This is a genomic window from Streptomyces sp. NPDC057565, from assembly GCF_042801455.1.
Classification (GTDB): Bacteria; Actinomycetota; Actinomycetes; order Streptomycetales; family Streptomycetaceae; genus Streptomyces; species Streptomyces yanii.
The window spans coordinates 1-14,571 of sequence record NZ_JBHVFU010000007.1; the positions used below are offsets into that span (position 1 = coordinate 1).

Genomic DNA, 14,571 nt, shown 5'->3' on the forward strand with positions numbered 1-14,571 from the left:
GCTCGGCCGAAGGCCGCCCTCGTGTAAGGCGGTTGCCAGTCCGAGTGATCAAGTACGAGGAGCCGTTCGACCTCCGAGGTTAAAGATCAAGCTAGGGCGTGTGTCGGAAGTCCCGCCGTCCGCCCGAAGGGTGGGCCCGGCGGCGTCCGGTGCGTGCGATCGCAAGGCGGAGGGTCGTCCTCGTACGGGACGTACTCGGGCGGGCCCGACAACGCGGCGAGCGTGCGTGCCGGGCGTCGCGGGGCAGGCGGGACTTCCGACACACGCCCTGGTGACCCTCCCGGCAAGGGCGAGGACACCGGTGTCGCCGCCCCGTGCGGGCGCGGCGAGGAACCCCTCGCACGCGCCCCCGCGCACACCGTCGTGCGGAACGGTGAGTGCGCGTTCGATGACGCCCATCCGCCGGTCAGGCGTCGGTGAGAACCACCGAGCGGGTCAGGTGACGGGGGCTGTCCGGGTCGATGCCGGCCGCCTCGGCGCGGGCGATCGCCAGACGCTGTACGCGGACCAGCTCGGCCAGCGGGTCCAGGCCGCTCGCCACCCAGCGGGCGCCGGTCGACGTGACCTGCTCCTCAAGACCCTCGGGGGCGGGACCGAACACCCAGGTGGCGGTGCCGGTGGTGGCGATGCTGATCGGACCGTGGCGGTACTCCATCGCCGGGTAGGACTCGGTCCAGGAGAGCGACGCCTCCTTCATCTTGAGCGCGGCCTCGTTGGCGAGACCGACCGTCCAGCCCCGGCCGAGGAAGGTGAACTGGGTGCACTCCAGCAGCCCTTCGGGCAGCGGCTCGGCCAGTGCGGTCTCCGCGTCACGGACCACGGCGTCGGTGTGCAGGCCGAGGTGGGCACGGAGCAGCGTGAGCAGCGTGGTGGCGAACCGGGTCTGCACCACGGACTGCTCGTCGGCGAAGTCGAGGACGACGACATCGTCGGCGGACGTCATCACCGGGGTGTTCGGGTCGGCCGTGATCGCGACGGTGCGGGTGACGCCACGGAGGCGGTCGAGCAGCTCCAGCACCTCGGTCGTCGTGCCCGAGCGGGTGAGCGCCACGACCCGGTCGTAGCTGCGGCCGAAGGGGAACTCCGATGCGGCGAAAGCGTCGGACTCGCCCTGTCCGGATTCCTCGCGGAGTGCGGCGTACGCCTGGGCCATGTAGAACGAGGTGCCGCAGCCGACGACGGCGATGCGCTCGCCCGTGGCGGGCAGGGCGGCCGACTGGCTCTGTGCCAGGTCTGCGGCGCGACGCCAGCACTCCGGCTGGCTGGCAGTCTCAATCTCGACAAACGACACTTTTGCACTCCGTATGGGTGGTTGGATGCTCGTTCACGCACGTTATACACGTACTACGATCATTATCAAGCATTCTGCTTGCATGAGGCTTGACTGATCGGCGCCTTGTGCGACCCTTGCGCATGTCCGGTGACATTGCCCAAGGGGATGGGCGTTCGAATCCCGGGCCCGTAAGGAGAGTTCACTTGTCCAGGGATGCTCGGTGGGACGCGCTGCTTGAGCTGGTCGGCAAACACGGCCGGGTGGAGGTCGAGGACGCCGCGACGACGCTGGACGTCTCGGCCGCGACCATCCGCCGTGACCTGGACCAGCTCGCCGAGCAGCAGTTGCTCACCCGAACCCGCGGCGGCGCCGTCGCGCACGGAGTCAGTTACGAACTGGCGTTGCGCTACAAGACGGGACGCAACGCCCCGGAGAAGCAGGCCATCGGTCGCGCCGTGTCCGAACTCGTGGCGGTGGGCGAGGTGGTGGGACTGACCGGCGGCACCACGATCACCGAGGTCGCCCGCTCGCTGGCCGTGCGTTCCGACCTCGTCGGTGACACCGGCCCCGGGGCCGGGGGGCAGCCGACCCTGACGGTGGTGACCAATGCCCTCAACATCGCCAACGAGCTGGTGATACGGCCGCAGATCAAGATCGTGGTGACCGGTGGAGTGGCCCGGCCGCAGTCGTACGAGCTCACGGGGCCGCTGGCCAGTGGAGTGCTCGGTGAGATAACGCTGGATGTCGCCGTGCTGGGCGTCAACGCGATCGACACCGAGCGCGGGGCGTACGTCCACCACGAGGGCGAGGCCAGCATCAACCGGCTGCTCGCCCAGCAGGCGCAGCGGGTGGTCGTGGCCGCCGACTCCTCGAAGATCGGCAAGCGTGCCTTCGCCCGGGTCTGCGATCTCAGCCAGGTCGACTTCCTGGTCACCGACACCGGCATCACTCGCGACGCGAAGGCCCGTTTCACCGAGGCCGGTGTCACCGTCATCGCTGTGTGAGGGTGACACCGGCCCGTCCGGCGGTGACGCCGTCCCGCGGTATCAGGCGCGGGGCGCGGTCCACTGCTGGTCGGCCTTGCCGGTGCAGTCGCGCAGTTCCACACGGTGCCCGGTCTCGTTGCCGCCCGGGGCGTACAGGCACTGGCCGGTCGCGTCGTTCACGATCGAGCCCTGCGCGCCGTACGTCCAGGTCGTCAGCGGTCCAGGGGTGCCGGCACAGGTCGTGATCGTGACCGGGACCTTCTTGTCATTCCCGGCCGCCTCGGGCGCGGCGGTCAGGCAGAAGTTGTTCACCAGACGCAGCGTCCGGTCGGCGCCGTGCACCCAGCCCTGGTCGGTGCGCCGGTGGCACGTCTCGACGACCGCGGCCCGGTTCTCGTCGGCGGCCAGATCGGCGTCCTCGGCCCATTCGAGCTGCGCGTGGTCCACGCCTTCCACGTCCAGGCAGTTGCCCGCCCGGTCGGTCACGGCGTCCCTGGTGGAGTTGCCGATGCCCAGGACCTGCTCGCCGCCGTCGGGGCCGATCGTGCTGGTGACGTTGGCGCAGTCACCGTTGTTCTCGGGCCGGGTGGCCGTGCCGGTGACCTGGGTGTTGTTCAGGGTCGTGGCCTTGGGAAGACCGAAGGTCGCCGCGCTGTAGGGCTGCTGCATACAGGTGGAGCGGGGCATGCTCCACTCGTAGTACTCGACCCAGTCGACCATGCCGGCCGTCTTGATCCCGGTCGCCGGAGTCAGAATGCTGCCCAGCTCGAACGAGGTGTGGGCGGTGGTGTCCTCGACGGTGGCGCCGAACCAGCCGCCGCCCTCCGAGGCCACGTTGAACGTGTAGGTGTGACCGGCCTTCCACGGCACGTTCATCCGGCAGCTGTAGCCGGTGCCCTCGCCGCCGAAGTCCTGGCACCAGCTGCCCCTGCTGCCGGGCTTGGCCTGGTTCACGTCCCAGACGGAGAAGAGGAACAGCTGGTCCTCGCCCCCGTTGTCCTGCATGCCGATGTAGCCGCCGTTCCCCTGGTTGAAGCCGAACTGATGCGACCAGAAGGTGTGCGAGGTGAAGCCGGGGTCGGCAGTGACCGTGGTACTCCACGTCACGGACGACAGGTCCGGGGTTCCGGCGGGGAAGGTGTAGTGCGTGTATGTGCCGGGGGTGTCCCCCCAGCCGTCCTCATTGGCGTCCGCCGTGGCCGCAGTGGACATTCCGATACCGGCTGCAAGTGCCAGTGCCGCGACGGCACTTCCGGCGATGCGGCCGAGCCGACCGAAGCCGGACTTGGGCGTGCGAGAGCTCATACGGGCTTACCCGCCTCTGTTTGAGAATGTTGGGAGTTGTGCTCGTCAGTGCAAGATCGAGCACGAGGTCGCATCCTGGACCCACGATGAACCCGCTGGCAAGGGGTTCGTTTATCTCATCGAGGTGCTTACGTACCCGTTTCGCATCCCTGCCGTGCCCAGATCCGCGCCCCGGCGCGGTTCAATCGAACCTTCTCCAGCTTTTCTATGTCTATAGATGTTCGTTACCTGTGCGAAATGAACAACTCTTGCCATCGAGGCGCACTGTCGTGAACTATGTGGCTGTCGCCGCGAGGAAGCAGCGGCCGCACCGTCACCGGTGCGTGCCGCAGCCGTGATCGCGGGACACTCCCCCTTGCTCCATCAGCCCTGGAGGTGCCTGTGACGATGGCAGATGCGCCGGTCTCATCCGTGCGGTCGCCGGTGCCGCAGCCCCGTGACCCCGATGACGCGGACTCACCCGCCGGGAAGAAGCGAGCCAAAGGCCGAATACGGCAGCCGCTGCGGTACCGACTGAAGCGGGACAAGGCGCTCCTGCTGTTCTGCCTGCCGGGCGTCCTGTACTTCGTGCTCTTCTTCTATCTGCCGCTCGCGGGCAACGTCATCGCCTTCCAGGACTACCAACCGTTCCTGGGCTTCAAGCAGAGTCCGTTCGTCGGTCTGGCCAACTTCACGGCGCTGCTTTCCGAGCCGGAGTTCTGGAGCGCGGTCTCCAACACGCTGCAGATCACCGCGATCCAGCTGCTCCTCTACTTCCCGGCCCCGATCGCGCTGGCGCTCCTGCTCAACTCGCTGATCAGCGAGAAGATCAAGCGCTTCATCCAGACGATCGTCTACCTCCCGCACTTCCTGTCGTGGGTGGTCGTCGTCGCGATGTTCAAGCAGGTGCTCGGCGGTGCGGGTTCGGTCACCACGCTCCTGATGGAGCACGGGGTCAACATCGGCAATGTGATGACGGACCCCGGTACCTTCAAGCTGCTGATCACCGCCCAGGCCATCTGGAAGGACTGCGGCTGGGGGACGATCATCTTCCTGGCGTCGATCGCCTCGATCGACATGGGCCAGTACGAGTCCGCCGCCATGGACGGCGCCGGCTGGCTCCGCAGGATCTGGCACATCACCCTGCCGGGTATCCGGCCGGTGATCCTCATGCTGCTGATCCTGCGGCTCGGCGACATCCTCTCGGTGGGATTCGAGCAGATCATCCTGCAGCGCGACGCCGTCGGGAAGGACGCCGCCGAGGTCATGGACACCTACGTCTATTACCACGGGGTCATCGACGGTGACTGGGGGATGAGTACGGCCGCCGGCCTGATGAAGGGCGTCATCGGATTCGCCCTCATCCTCGCCGCCAACAAGCTGGCGCACCGCTTCGGTGAGCAGGGAGTGTACCGATGAGTCAGCAGACCCTTGCGTCCCGACTGCGCACGGCGCGATTCGGCCCCCCGGGCACCATCCGCAGCCGCACGGCGTCCGGCCGCCCGCCGTGGATGGAGCGACCGCACTGGTACGGGCAGGGGGCGAAGGCCCTGGCCCTGATCGTCCTGACCGTGATCGTGCTCTACCCGTTCGTCCTCGCCGTCGGTACCAGCCTGGCGAGCCGCGAGGAGCTCAACGCCAACGGCGGCTACGTCCTGCTGCCGAAGCACCCGACGCTGGAGGCCTACCGGGTCATCCTCTCGGGCGGGGTCGTCACCCAGGCCGCCATCGTCTCCATCTTCATCACGCTGATCGGCACGGCTCTGAGCCTGGCGTGCACGGTGATGATCGCGTACGGAACCTCGCGGCCCGGCACGGTCCTCGGGAAGCCGATCCTCCTGATGGTGCTGGGCACGTTCCTCTTCGCCCCCGGCATCATCCCCACCTACCTGGCGGTCCAGCAGTTCAAGCTGCTCGACACCTATGCCTCGCTGATCCTTCCCGTACTCCTCAACGCGTTCAACATCGTCGTCGTCCGCTCCTTCTTCCAGAGCATTCCCGAGGAGCTGTACGACGCCGCACGGATCGACGGTGCGGGTGAGGTCACGGTCCTGTTCCGGATCGTCCTTCCCCTCTCCAAGGCGGTTCTCGCCGTGGTCGGTCTCTTCTACGCGGTCGGTTACTGGAACAGCTTCTTCAACGCGGTGCTCTACCTCAACGACTCGGGCAAGTTCCCCATCCAGGTGATCCTGCGCTCCTACGTCCTCAACGGCCAGAGCATCAACGCGCAGGCCATGGGAGTCCACGCGATTCCGCCCGCGACCTCGCTGCAGATGGCCGTGCTGATCATCGCGATCGTGCCCATCTTCTGCGTCTATCCCTTCCTGCAGAAGTTCTTCGTCAAGGGCGTCCTCACCGGGGCGATCAAGGGCTGATCCGTCCTCGCGGACATCGCCCCACGCACTTCACACACTTCAAGGAGCACCCATGTCCACACACCTGTCCCGGCGCGGCTTCATGGGCGCGGCGGGGATAGCCGGCCTGACCGTCGCCGGCCTGTCGTCCCTGACCGCGTGCGGCAGTGGTGCCACCGTCAGCAAGGGCGGCGCCAAGGCCTCCGCCAAGCTGAAGCTCCCGACGTACGTCCCTGCGCAGACCGCCCCCGCGGACCTTGCAGGCAACGCCTCGGGACTGGACGCCACGTACCTGCGGTACCCGAAGAAGCTCACCAAGTCGGTGGCCGAGGCTCCCGGTGACGGCAGCCGCATCACGGCGCTGACCGAGACCTTCACGACGCCCGCCCCGGCCCAGGGCAAGAACGCCTACTGGCAGGAGCTGAACAAGCGCCTCGGCTCGCAGTTCGACATGACCATCGTGGTCGAGGAGGGCGCCGGCTACCCCGGCAAGTTCAACGCGATCGTCGCCAGCGGGGACATCCCCGACCTGGTGTGGTTCCCGCCGAACCAGGGCCTCCAGCACGTCCCCGAGCTGCTGGACGCCAAGTTCCACGACCTCACGCCGCACCTGTCCGGCGACGCGGTCAAGAAGTACCCGAACCTGGCCAACCTGCCCACCTCCGCGTGGAAGACCGCCGTCATCAACGGCAAGATCCGCGGTGTCGCCGTCGCGTACGGTTCCATGGGCCAGGTCTACGTCGTCAACCAGGACTTCTGGAAGCCGGTCGGCGGCGCCGAGTTCACCAGCGCCGAGGACTTCCTCGCCAAGGGCAAGGAACTCCTCGACGCCAAGCGGAACAAGTACGTCCTGGAGCCGGCGTACGTGAACCACGTCGGTCAGTTCGCCCAGTGGTTCGGCGCGCCCGCCAGCTGGCGGCTGGAGGGCGGCAAGCTCACCCACCTGTACGAGACCGAGGAGTACCTGGAGGCTGTGGCCTTCGCGGTCAAGGTCCGCAAGGCCGGTCTGTTCTGGCCGGACCCGAACCTCAGCACCACCATGGAGAAGGTGGCACAGGGTTCGCTCGGCGCCTATGTGCAGTCCTTCCCGAGCTTCCTGACCGACGTCAAGACGTACGACTTCCCGTTCGGCGTCATCGTGCCGTTCGCCGGCAAGGCCGGTGCCACCCCGTCGTACACCCTGGGCTACGGCTCGGTCGGTTACACCGCCATCTCCAAGAAGGCGGACGCCAAGCGCGTCGAGATGCTGCTGCGCGTGCTCGACTACCTCGCCGCCCCGTTCGGCACCGAGGAGCGGCTCTTCCTCGACAACGGCATCGAGGGCACGCACTACACCCGTACCTCCAACGGCGACATCAAGCTCACCGCCAAGGGCAACGCCGAGGCCGTGACCACCGCCATGCCGCTGGCCTTCCTCGCCAACACCCCGGAATACGTCTACCTGCCCGGCAAGTCCGAGATGGCCTCGAAGATCCACGGCTGGCAGGAAGAACTCCTCAAGATGGGCAAGGCCAATCCCACCAGCGGTCACTTCTCGGACGCCTCGACGAAGAAGGGCGCCTCCATCGGCACCGCGGTGAGCGACACCGTCCTCGACGTCGTCGCGGGCCGCAAGCCGATCTCCGCCTTCCAGGACCAGGTGAAGAAGTGGCGCTCGGGCGGCGGCGACGAGATCCGGGCCGAGTTCGAGGCCTCGATCGCCGGTAAGTAGTCTCCGCCCGCACCACCCGTACAGACAGAAGGGACCCCCGTGTCAGACCTGCGACTCGGCGTCATCGGGCTCGGCCTCCGCCGCTCCATCGCGATGTCCGCCCACCACCCCGGACAGGGTTCGGCGATCACTGCCGTCTGCGACCTCGACCCCGAGGTGCGGCAGCGCGAGGCCGAGCGCTTCGGCACCGATGTCGCGGTCGAGGACTACAAACTGCTCCTCGACCGGGACGACCTCGACGCGATCATCATCGCCACCCCGGACGACACCCACGAGGTCATCGCCATCGATGCCCTGCGGGCCGGCAAGGCGGTCTTCGTCGAGAAGCCGCTCGGTATCACCGTGGAGAGCTGCGACAACGTCCTGCGCGCCGCGTACGAGACGGGGACCCGGCTGTACGTCGGTCACAACATGCGCCACATGGGCGTCGTGCGGCTGATGCGCGACATCATCGCCCGCGGTGACATCGGCGAACCGAAGGCCGTGTGGGTGCGGCACTTCGTCGGCTACGGCGGTGACTACTACTTCAAGGACTGGCACGCCGACCGGACCCGCACCACCGGACTGCTGCTCCAGAAGGCCGCACACGACATCGACGTCCTGCACTGGCTGGCCGGCGGCTACACCCGCCGCGTCAACGCCCTCGGCGACCTCCTCGTCTACGGCGACCTGCCGCGCCGCGAGGCGGACACCCCGCGCCCGGACAACTGGCTGCGGGAGTTCGACTGGCCGCCGACGGCCCGCAAGGACCTGCACCACATCGTGGACGTCGAGGACGTCTCGGTGATGAACATGCAGCTCGACAACGGCGTCGTGGCCGCCTACCAGCAGTGCCACTTCACCCCGGACTACTGGCGGAACTACACCGTCATCGGCACCGAGGGCCGGCTGGAGAACTTCGGCGACAGCCCCGGTGACGAGGTCAAGGTCTGGAACACCGGACCCAGCGGATACCGCGCCGAGGCCGACATCACCTACCGGGTGCCGGAGGCCAATGGCTCGCACGGCGGCGGTGACACCCGGATCATGGAGGAGTTCTGCCGGTTCGTCCGCGAGGGCGGTGTCACGGACACCTCTCCTGTCGCCGCCCGGATGAGCGTCGCCGCCGGGGTCCTCGCGACCCGCTCGCTGCGTGAGGGCGGTGCACCGTACGACGTGCCGGCCCTCGACCCCGAGCTGATCGCGTACTTCGAACGCGGTCAGGTCCGGTAGTGCCGGGACCGGCAATGTTTGCCGGTCACAGCACTGGGGCGCGTGTCGGAAGTCCCGCCTGCCCGGCGGCGTCCGGCACGCACGCTCGCTGCGTTGTCGGGCTCGCCCGAGTACGTCCCGTACGAGGGCGACCCTCCGCCTTGCGATCGCACGCACCGGACGCCGCCGGGCCCGCCCTTCGGGCGGACGGCGGGACTTCCGACACACGCCCCAGTGCTGTGACCGGCAGACATGGCCGGTCACGGTACTGGGAGCACCCGGCCGGAAAGCCGTGGGGACCTCCGGGGCAGCGCTGTCAGGCACCGTCGCCGGAGGTCTCTCTGCCTCTGTTTTCAGCCATGCTCGGTGGGTAATCGGCCTCTTCCTGTTTGGCGGCCGCCCGATCGACCACGGCAGCGAGGCGTGACGCCGTCGGGGGAAATGAAGCCGAACGTCCGGAAGATGTCGTACAGGGGTGAGGATGCCCGGTCTCGTACCGTCACCACCGCACCGCAACCGGTGCGAGCAAGCGGCGGTTTTGCGCCAACCGGATCCCTCGGTGGCCGAGTTCGAACGCGTTGCCGGATCGCGGTCGGCATAATCGCGTCCATGTCGATCACGGGCGGAGACTTCGTCGAGCTGGGGCGGGACCTGTACGCATGGCTCCCGCCGAAACGGGGCTGGGGCCTCGCGAACTGCGGTCTCCTGACGTCATCGCGTGGCGCGATCTGGATCGACACCCCGTACGACCCCGTGCTCGCCGGCCAGTTCCTGACGGAGTCCACGAAGCGGCTGCCCGACGGCGCCGCCATCGACCGGGTCATCGTCACCCACGCCAACGGGGACCACTTCTGGGGCGCGGGCGTACTCCCGGACGCGGAGATCATCGCGACCCGCGAGGCCCGGGAACACATTCACTACGAACCCACCCCGAAGCAGCAGCACGCCCTCGTCCAGGGAAGCGATCCGGCCACCGCGCTCGGTGAGTACCTCAAGCGCCACTTCGGCCCGTTCGACTGGTCACGGACCGAACCCGTGCAGCCGACCACGTACTTCACCGGCGAACTCGAACTGACCCTGGGGGAGTACCCCGTCCAGGTGACGGCCCTGCCCCCCGCCCACACCACGGGCGACCTGATCGTGCACCTGCCCGCGCAGCAGACCGTGTTCAGCGGCGACGTCATCTTCGCCTCCACGCCGGAGCAGCCGGGCGACCACCCGGTGCACTGGGCGGGCCCCCTCTCCCACGTGATCGCCGCCTGCGAACAGGTGCTGGCCACCGGCGCCGAGGCCATCGTCCCGGGCCACGGTCCGGTCCTCGACCCGGCCGGTGTGCGCGCGCACATCGGCTACCTCGAACACGTACGGGAGCGCGCCCACGCCCTCCACGCGGCCGGGGTGCCCGCACTGGAGGCGGCCCGCCGGGTGATCGCCGAGGGGCGCCACCCCGAACTCGGCCTGGCCGAACGCCTTGTGGTGACGATCGGCAGCGAGTACCGGCAGCTCGACGGCTCGGAACTGCCCAGCGTGCTCCAGGTGATGACCGATGTCGCCGTCGTCGCTCAAGAAGTGGAGCAGTCCCGTGGGACGGCAGACCGCGAGGGGTGACACCCGGATCTCCCGCCGCCCGGGCGGGGAGGCCGACCCGACCACAGAAATACGGTGACGGCATGGCATGGATCGTGGCGCTGGCAGCCGTCGTCACCGCCGTGGTGGCCGTGGTCCGCTCCCGGAACGCGGCCCGGGACGCCCATGTGGCGTGGGCCCGCGCCGAGCTGGCCGAACGCCAGGCGAAGGCGGCCGATGCCCGTACCGCCGCCCTCACCGACGAGATCCGGCAGCTCGCCCGGAAGCGGATACCCGCCGCCGCGCTCGCCCTCTCCCACCCCAGCGCGCCGGTCCCCGGACTGCGGGAGGCGGCCGAGGTCGACGGCGGATCCGCGACTCTGCTGACCGAGGCGGTGCAGGCCGCACGCGCGGCGGTCGTCGAGGAGCGGCAGCGCGTCGACGCGGCCGCGCGCGCGGCGATGCGCGGCACCTTCGCCAAGATCCAGTCGCTGCTCAACCAGTCCCAGCAGCTGCTGCACGAACTCCAGCACGAGTACGACGACCCGCGGATCCTGCAGCTGGACTTCCGCAACGAACTGGCGCTGCGCCGTACCCAGGCCACCGCGGTGCTCTGCGACGCCTGGCCGGGGCTGGCCCGGCAGAACTCGCCGCTCGTCGAGATCGTGCTCGGCGCCCAGTCCCGGGTCGCGGGCTACGAACGGATCAAGGTCGCCAACCATCTGCGCGACGAGTGGCTCGCCGTCGTCGCCCGCGCCGCCGAACCGCTCGCGATCGCCCTCGCGGAGCTGCTGGCCAACGCCACCGCCTACTCGCACCCCGACACCGACGTCCAGGTGACGGTCCAGCAGAGTGGCGGCCGCGGCGCCTTCCTGGTGATCGACGACGCGGGCATCGGCATGGACGACGACGCGCTGGAACGAGCCCGAGCCCTGCTGGCGGGCCCGTCCGAAGTCCTCCTGACCGAGCTGGGCGATCCGCCGCAGGCCGGCTTCGCCGTCGTCGGCCGACTGGTCGTGCAGTACGGCTTCAGCTGCCACATCGAGGCGTCGCCCTTCGGCGGGATGCGGACGATTCTGAGAGTGCCCGCCCACCTCCTGACGGTGCTGCAGGACGCCCCCAGCCTCTCCGCCCTCGCCCCGAAACCGGTGCACGCGCACACTGCGGCGCCGGCCAGCGTCGAGCCCACGGCCCCCGCTGCGGCCGAGCCGGAGCCCACTGCCGAGGTACGCACCGAGCTGCCCAGCCGGCGCCGCCGATCACCCCGCCCGGCAGCGGTACGGTCCACGCCCGCCGCCCCGGTGCCCCCGGCCGGCCCGCCGGCGCCCCGTACCCCCGAACAGGCCGAGGCGTCCTGGGCGGCGCTCCAGCAGGGCACCCTCAGCGGTCGAAGCGCCCCCGCCCCGGCCGCTCCCTCGGCATCGGAGCACGACGAAGACCCGAACGCCCGGAACGCCCGGAACGCCAGGAACGACGAAGGAGACGACGAGACGTGAGCAGCACCCCTACCCCCACCACCGGTGACCTCGCATGGGTGCTGACCCCTCTGCTGGAACTGCCCGGAGTGCAGCACGCCGTGGTCGCCACCGGCGACGGGCTCGTCGAAGGAGCTTCGCCCGGCCTGGACCGGGCGTCCGGCGAGCGGGTCGCCGCCATGACCGCCACCCTGCACGCCGCGGCCCGCGCCTTCACCACCGCGTTCACCGATGTCGAGGCGCCGCGGCTGGCCCAGACGGTGGTGGAGTCCGACCAGGGCTTCGCCATCGTCGTACCGGCAGGGAGGAACACCACGCTCGCCCTGTTCGCCGAACCCGGGGCCAGGCTCGGCGACATTGCGTACCAGATGCAGGTGCAGGTCAACGCGCTGACCCGGGCGATGAACGCACCCGCCCGCCAACCGGACACCGCCGCCCGGCCATGAGCCCCGGCCCAGGACGCCGCCTGATCCCCGCCTATCTGGTCACCGGTGGCCGGACCCGGCCCACCGGACCCGCACTCGACCGGCTCGCCGTGCTCGTACGCACCGACACGGCCCTGCCGCCGGACCTCGGCTCGGAGCAGCACAGGCTGTGCGAGCTGCTGGAACCGGGCGCGCTCACCGTCGTCGAATGCGCGGCCCACCTGGAACTGCCGGTCAGTGCCACCGTCTTCCTGGCCACGGACCTCGCGGCCTCCGGACATCTGCACACCCGACCGCCGATCCCCAGTGCCGGGGGGACCGACCGGTCGCTCGTCGAGAGGCTGCTCGTTGGACTCCGCTCCCTCCACTGACCGGACCGGCATCGGCTATCTGCCGCCTGCCGCCCAGACCCTGATGAAGCTCGTCGTCACGGGTCCCTTCGGCGTGGGCAAGACAACCCTGATCCGTACGCTGTCGGAGATACCCACGCTCCACACCGAAGAGGCGATGACCCAGTCCAGTACCCGGCTGGACGACACCGCCGGGCTCCCGGACAAGACGACCACCACGGTCGCCGTCGACTTCGGCCGACTGACCGTCCAGGACGACCTGGTGCTCTACATGTTCGGGACCCCTGGACAGGAACGGTTCCTCCCGCTCTGGGAGGATATCGCCCGCGGCGCCCTCGGTGCCCTCGTCCTCGTCGACACCCGTCGGCTCGGCGATTCCTTCGCCGTCATGGACATGGTCGAGGAGCAGGGACTGCCGTACGCCGTCGCCGTCAACCGCTTCCCCGACGCCCCCGTCCATACCGACGAGGTCCTGCGCAAGCACCTCGACCTCCACCCCGACACCCCGCTGCTCCAGTGCGACGCCCGTGAACGTCGCGGCAGCATCGACGCCCTGATCGCCCTCGCCGAGCACGTGCTGACACGCCTGCCCCAGCCTCAGGACCCGTCATGACGTCCCCCGCCCACTCCGCGCGCCCGGCCCGCTCCGTACAGCCGCCGCAGCCCCTCGCGCTGTACGGCCCCGACTTCGCCGCCGACCCGCACAGCCACTACCGGCAGCTGCGCGCGCACGGCCCGCTCGCCCCCGTCCGGATCGCCCCGGGCATCGACGCCCTTCTGGTCACCGACTACCAGGCGGCCGTCGACCTGCTCCGCGACACCCACACCTTCACCAAGGACCCCCGCGCCTGGCAGGCGACCGTCCCCGCCGACTCGCCGGTCCTGCCGATGCTCGGCCACCGGCCCACCGCACTCTTCAGTGACGGCGACGTGCACGCCCGCTACCGCGACACGATCAACGACAGCCTGGCCCTGATCGAACCGCACATCCTGCGGGCCGAGGTCGCCCGCGTCGCCCGGCAGCTCATCCGGGAGTTCGCGGCCACCGGCAGCGGCGACCTCGTCGCCCAGTACGCCCGACGGCTTCCGCTGCACGTCTTCACCACCTGGTTCGGCGTACCGCCCGAGGACAGCGAACGGATCGTCGACGGCATCGGCGGCATGTTCAACTCCGCCGAGGACTCCGCCGCCGCGTACGCCGACCTCGTCACCGTCGTCACCGAGCTGGTCGCCGAACGGCGTGCCCGCCCCCGCCGCGACCTCACCTCCTACTTCCTCGGCCACCCGGCCGGCCTCGACAACGACGAGACTGTGCGTCAGATCACGCTGGTCATGAGCGCGGGCCACGACCCGACGACCAACCTGATCGGCAACGCGTTGCTGCACATGCTCACCGACGAGCGCTACGCCGGCTCGCTGCACGGCGGAGCGATGACGGCCCACGAGGCGATCAACGAAGTCCTGTGGCAGGACCCGCCGCTGGCCAATTTCGCCGCCCACTACCCCCGCCACGACACCGAGTTCCACGGCGTCCGGCTGCGCGCGGGGCAGTTGCTCCTGGTCTCCTTCGCCGGGGCCAACACCCAGTCCCCGCCCGCCCCTTCGGACCCCGGCGTGCGCTCCGGAGGCAGCGCCCATCTGTCCTGGTCGGCGGGGCCGCACCGGTGCCCCGCGAAGCAGCCGGCACTGCTCATCGCGATGACCGCGATCGAGCAGCTGACCAGCCAGCTGTGCGATGCGGAACTGGCTGTTCCGGCGAGTGAACTGATGTGGCGGCCAGGTCCGTTCCACCGCGCACTGGTACATCTCCCGGTCCGTTTCACCCCGCTCGACGTGACCGGCGACACAGCGCTCTCGGCCCCGTCGGAGGTGTCGATCAGTCGATGACCCGTGTCGGTGGTACGCCGAACGGGTGAGGGGCGCGAGAATTGCCCGATGAACAGCGAGCGCAGCCGG

General features: G+C 69.3%; 13 protein-coding genes. 11 read left to right on the forward strand and 2 right to left on the reverse strand.

Annotated elements, in window-relative coordinates; all coding sequences use genetic code 11:
• Positions 1-406 precede the first annotated feature (406 nt).
• Positions 407-1,291, reverse strand: a complete 885-nt coding sequence (locus ACFU8W_RS16565; protein ID WP_266980431.1) for an SIS domain-containing protein — start codon at positions 1,289-1,291, stop codon at positions 407-409.
• Positions 1,292-1,476: 185 nt separating this feature from the next.
• Between ACFU8W_RS16565 and ACFU8W_RS16570 the strand changes: the two genes are divergently transcribed.
• Positions 1,477-2,277: a DeoR/GlpR family DNA-binding transcription regulator gene (locus ACFU8W_RS16570; protein WP_345514160.1), complete on the forward strand. Its 801-nt coding sequence runs from the start codon at positions 1,477-1,479 to the stop codon at positions 2,275-2,277.
• A 42-nt stretch (positions 2,278-2,319) separates the two neighbouring features.
• Here ACFU8W_RS16570 and ACFU8W_RS16575 read toward each other — a convergent pair whose 3' ends face one another.
• The gene (locus tag ACFU8W_RS16575) at positions 2,320-3,564 is read right to left on the reverse strand and encodes a DUF3472 domain-containing protein (protein ID WP_384037162.1); all 1,245 of its coding nucleotides are present in this window, start codon (positions 3,562-3,564) and stop codon (positions 2,320-2,322) included.
• 387 nt (positions 3,565-3,951) lie between these two features.
• Here ACFU8W_RS16575 and ACFU8W_RS16580 point away from each other — a divergent pair, with 387 nt between their 5' ends.
• The 10 genes from ACFU8W_RS16580 (at position 3,952) to ACFU8W_RS16625 (ending at position 14,502) form a co-directional block, all read left to right on the forward strand.
• Complete coding sequence (locus ACFU8W_RS16580) at positions 3,952-4,962, forward strand: ABC transporter permease (protein ID WP_384037165.1); 1,011 nt, start codon at positions 3,952-3,954, stop codon at positions 4,960-4,962.
• On the forward strand, positions 4,959-5,918 hold the full coding sequence (locus tag ACFU8W_RS16585; RefSeq protein ID WP_384037168.1) for a carbohydrate ABC transporter permease: 960 nt from the start codon (positions 4,959-4,961) through the stop codon (positions 5,916-5,918). The genes ACFU8W_RS16580 and ACFU8W_RS16585 overlap by 4 nt, the downstream gene beginning before the upstream one ends.
• Positions 5,919-5,970: 52 nt before the next feature.
• Positions 5,971-7,608, forward strand: coding sequence for a hypothetical protein (locus ACFU8W_RS16590; protein ID WP_384037171.1), 1,638 nt, complete (start codon positions 5,971-5,973; stop codon positions 7,606-7,608).
• A 39-nt stretch (positions 7,609-7,647) separates the two neighbouring features.
• A complete protein-coding gene (locus ACFU8W_RS16595) occupies positions 7,648-8,820 on the forward strand; it encodes a Gfo/Idh/MocA family protein (protein WP_266980423.1) in 1,173 nt (390 codons plus the stop codon).
• A gap of 588 nt (positions 8,821-9,408) precedes the next feature.
• Positions 9,409-10,407 (forward strand): MBL fold metallo-hydrolase, encoded by a 999-nt coding sequence (locus tag ACFU8W_RS16600; protein WP_384037176.1) that lies wholly within the window; start codon positions 9,409-9,411, stop codon positions 10,405-10,407.
• A gap of 62 nt (positions 10,408-10,469) precedes the next feature.
• On the forward strand, positions 10,470-11,861 hold the full coding sequence (locus tag ACFU8W_RS16605) for an ATP-binding protein (protein WP_384037179.1): 1,392 nt from the start codon (positions 10,470-10,472) through the stop codon (positions 11,859-11,861).
• The gene (locus ACFU8W_RS16610) at positions 11,858-12,286 is read left to right on the forward strand and encodes a roadblock/LC7 domain-containing protein (protein WP_384037182.1); all 429 of its coding nucleotides are present in this window, start codon (positions 11,858-11,860) and stop codon (positions 12,284-12,286) included. Before ACFU8W_RS16605 ends, ACFU8W_RS16610 begins: the two co-directional genes overlap by 4 nt.
• Positions 12,283-12,636, forward strand: a complete 354-nt coding sequence (locus ACFU8W_RS16615; RefSeq protein ID WP_384037185.1) for a DUF742 domain-containing protein — start codon at positions 12,283-12,285, stop codon at positions 12,634-12,636. Before ACFU8W_RS16610 ends, ACFU8W_RS16615 begins: the two co-directional genes overlap by 4 nt.
• Positions 12,614-13,228 carry an ATP/GTP-binding protein gene (locus ACFU8W_RS16620; RefSeq protein ID WP_384037188.1) on the forward strand — a complete coding sequence of 205 codons (615 nt, stop codon included), beginning with the start codon at positions 12,614-12,616 and terminating at the stop codon, positions 13,226-13,228. The genes ACFU8W_RS16615 and ACFU8W_RS16620 overlap by 23 nt, the downstream gene beginning before the upstream one ends.
• Positions 13,225-14,502, forward strand: a complete 1,278-nt coding sequence (locus ACFU8W_RS16625) for a cytochrome P450 (RefSeq protein ID WP_384037191.1) — start codon at positions 13,225-13,227, stop codon at positions 14,500-14,502. The genes ACFU8W_RS16620 and ACFU8W_RS16625 overlap by 4 nt, the downstream gene beginning before the upstream one ends.
• Positions 14,503-14,571 lie beyond the last annotated feature (69 nt).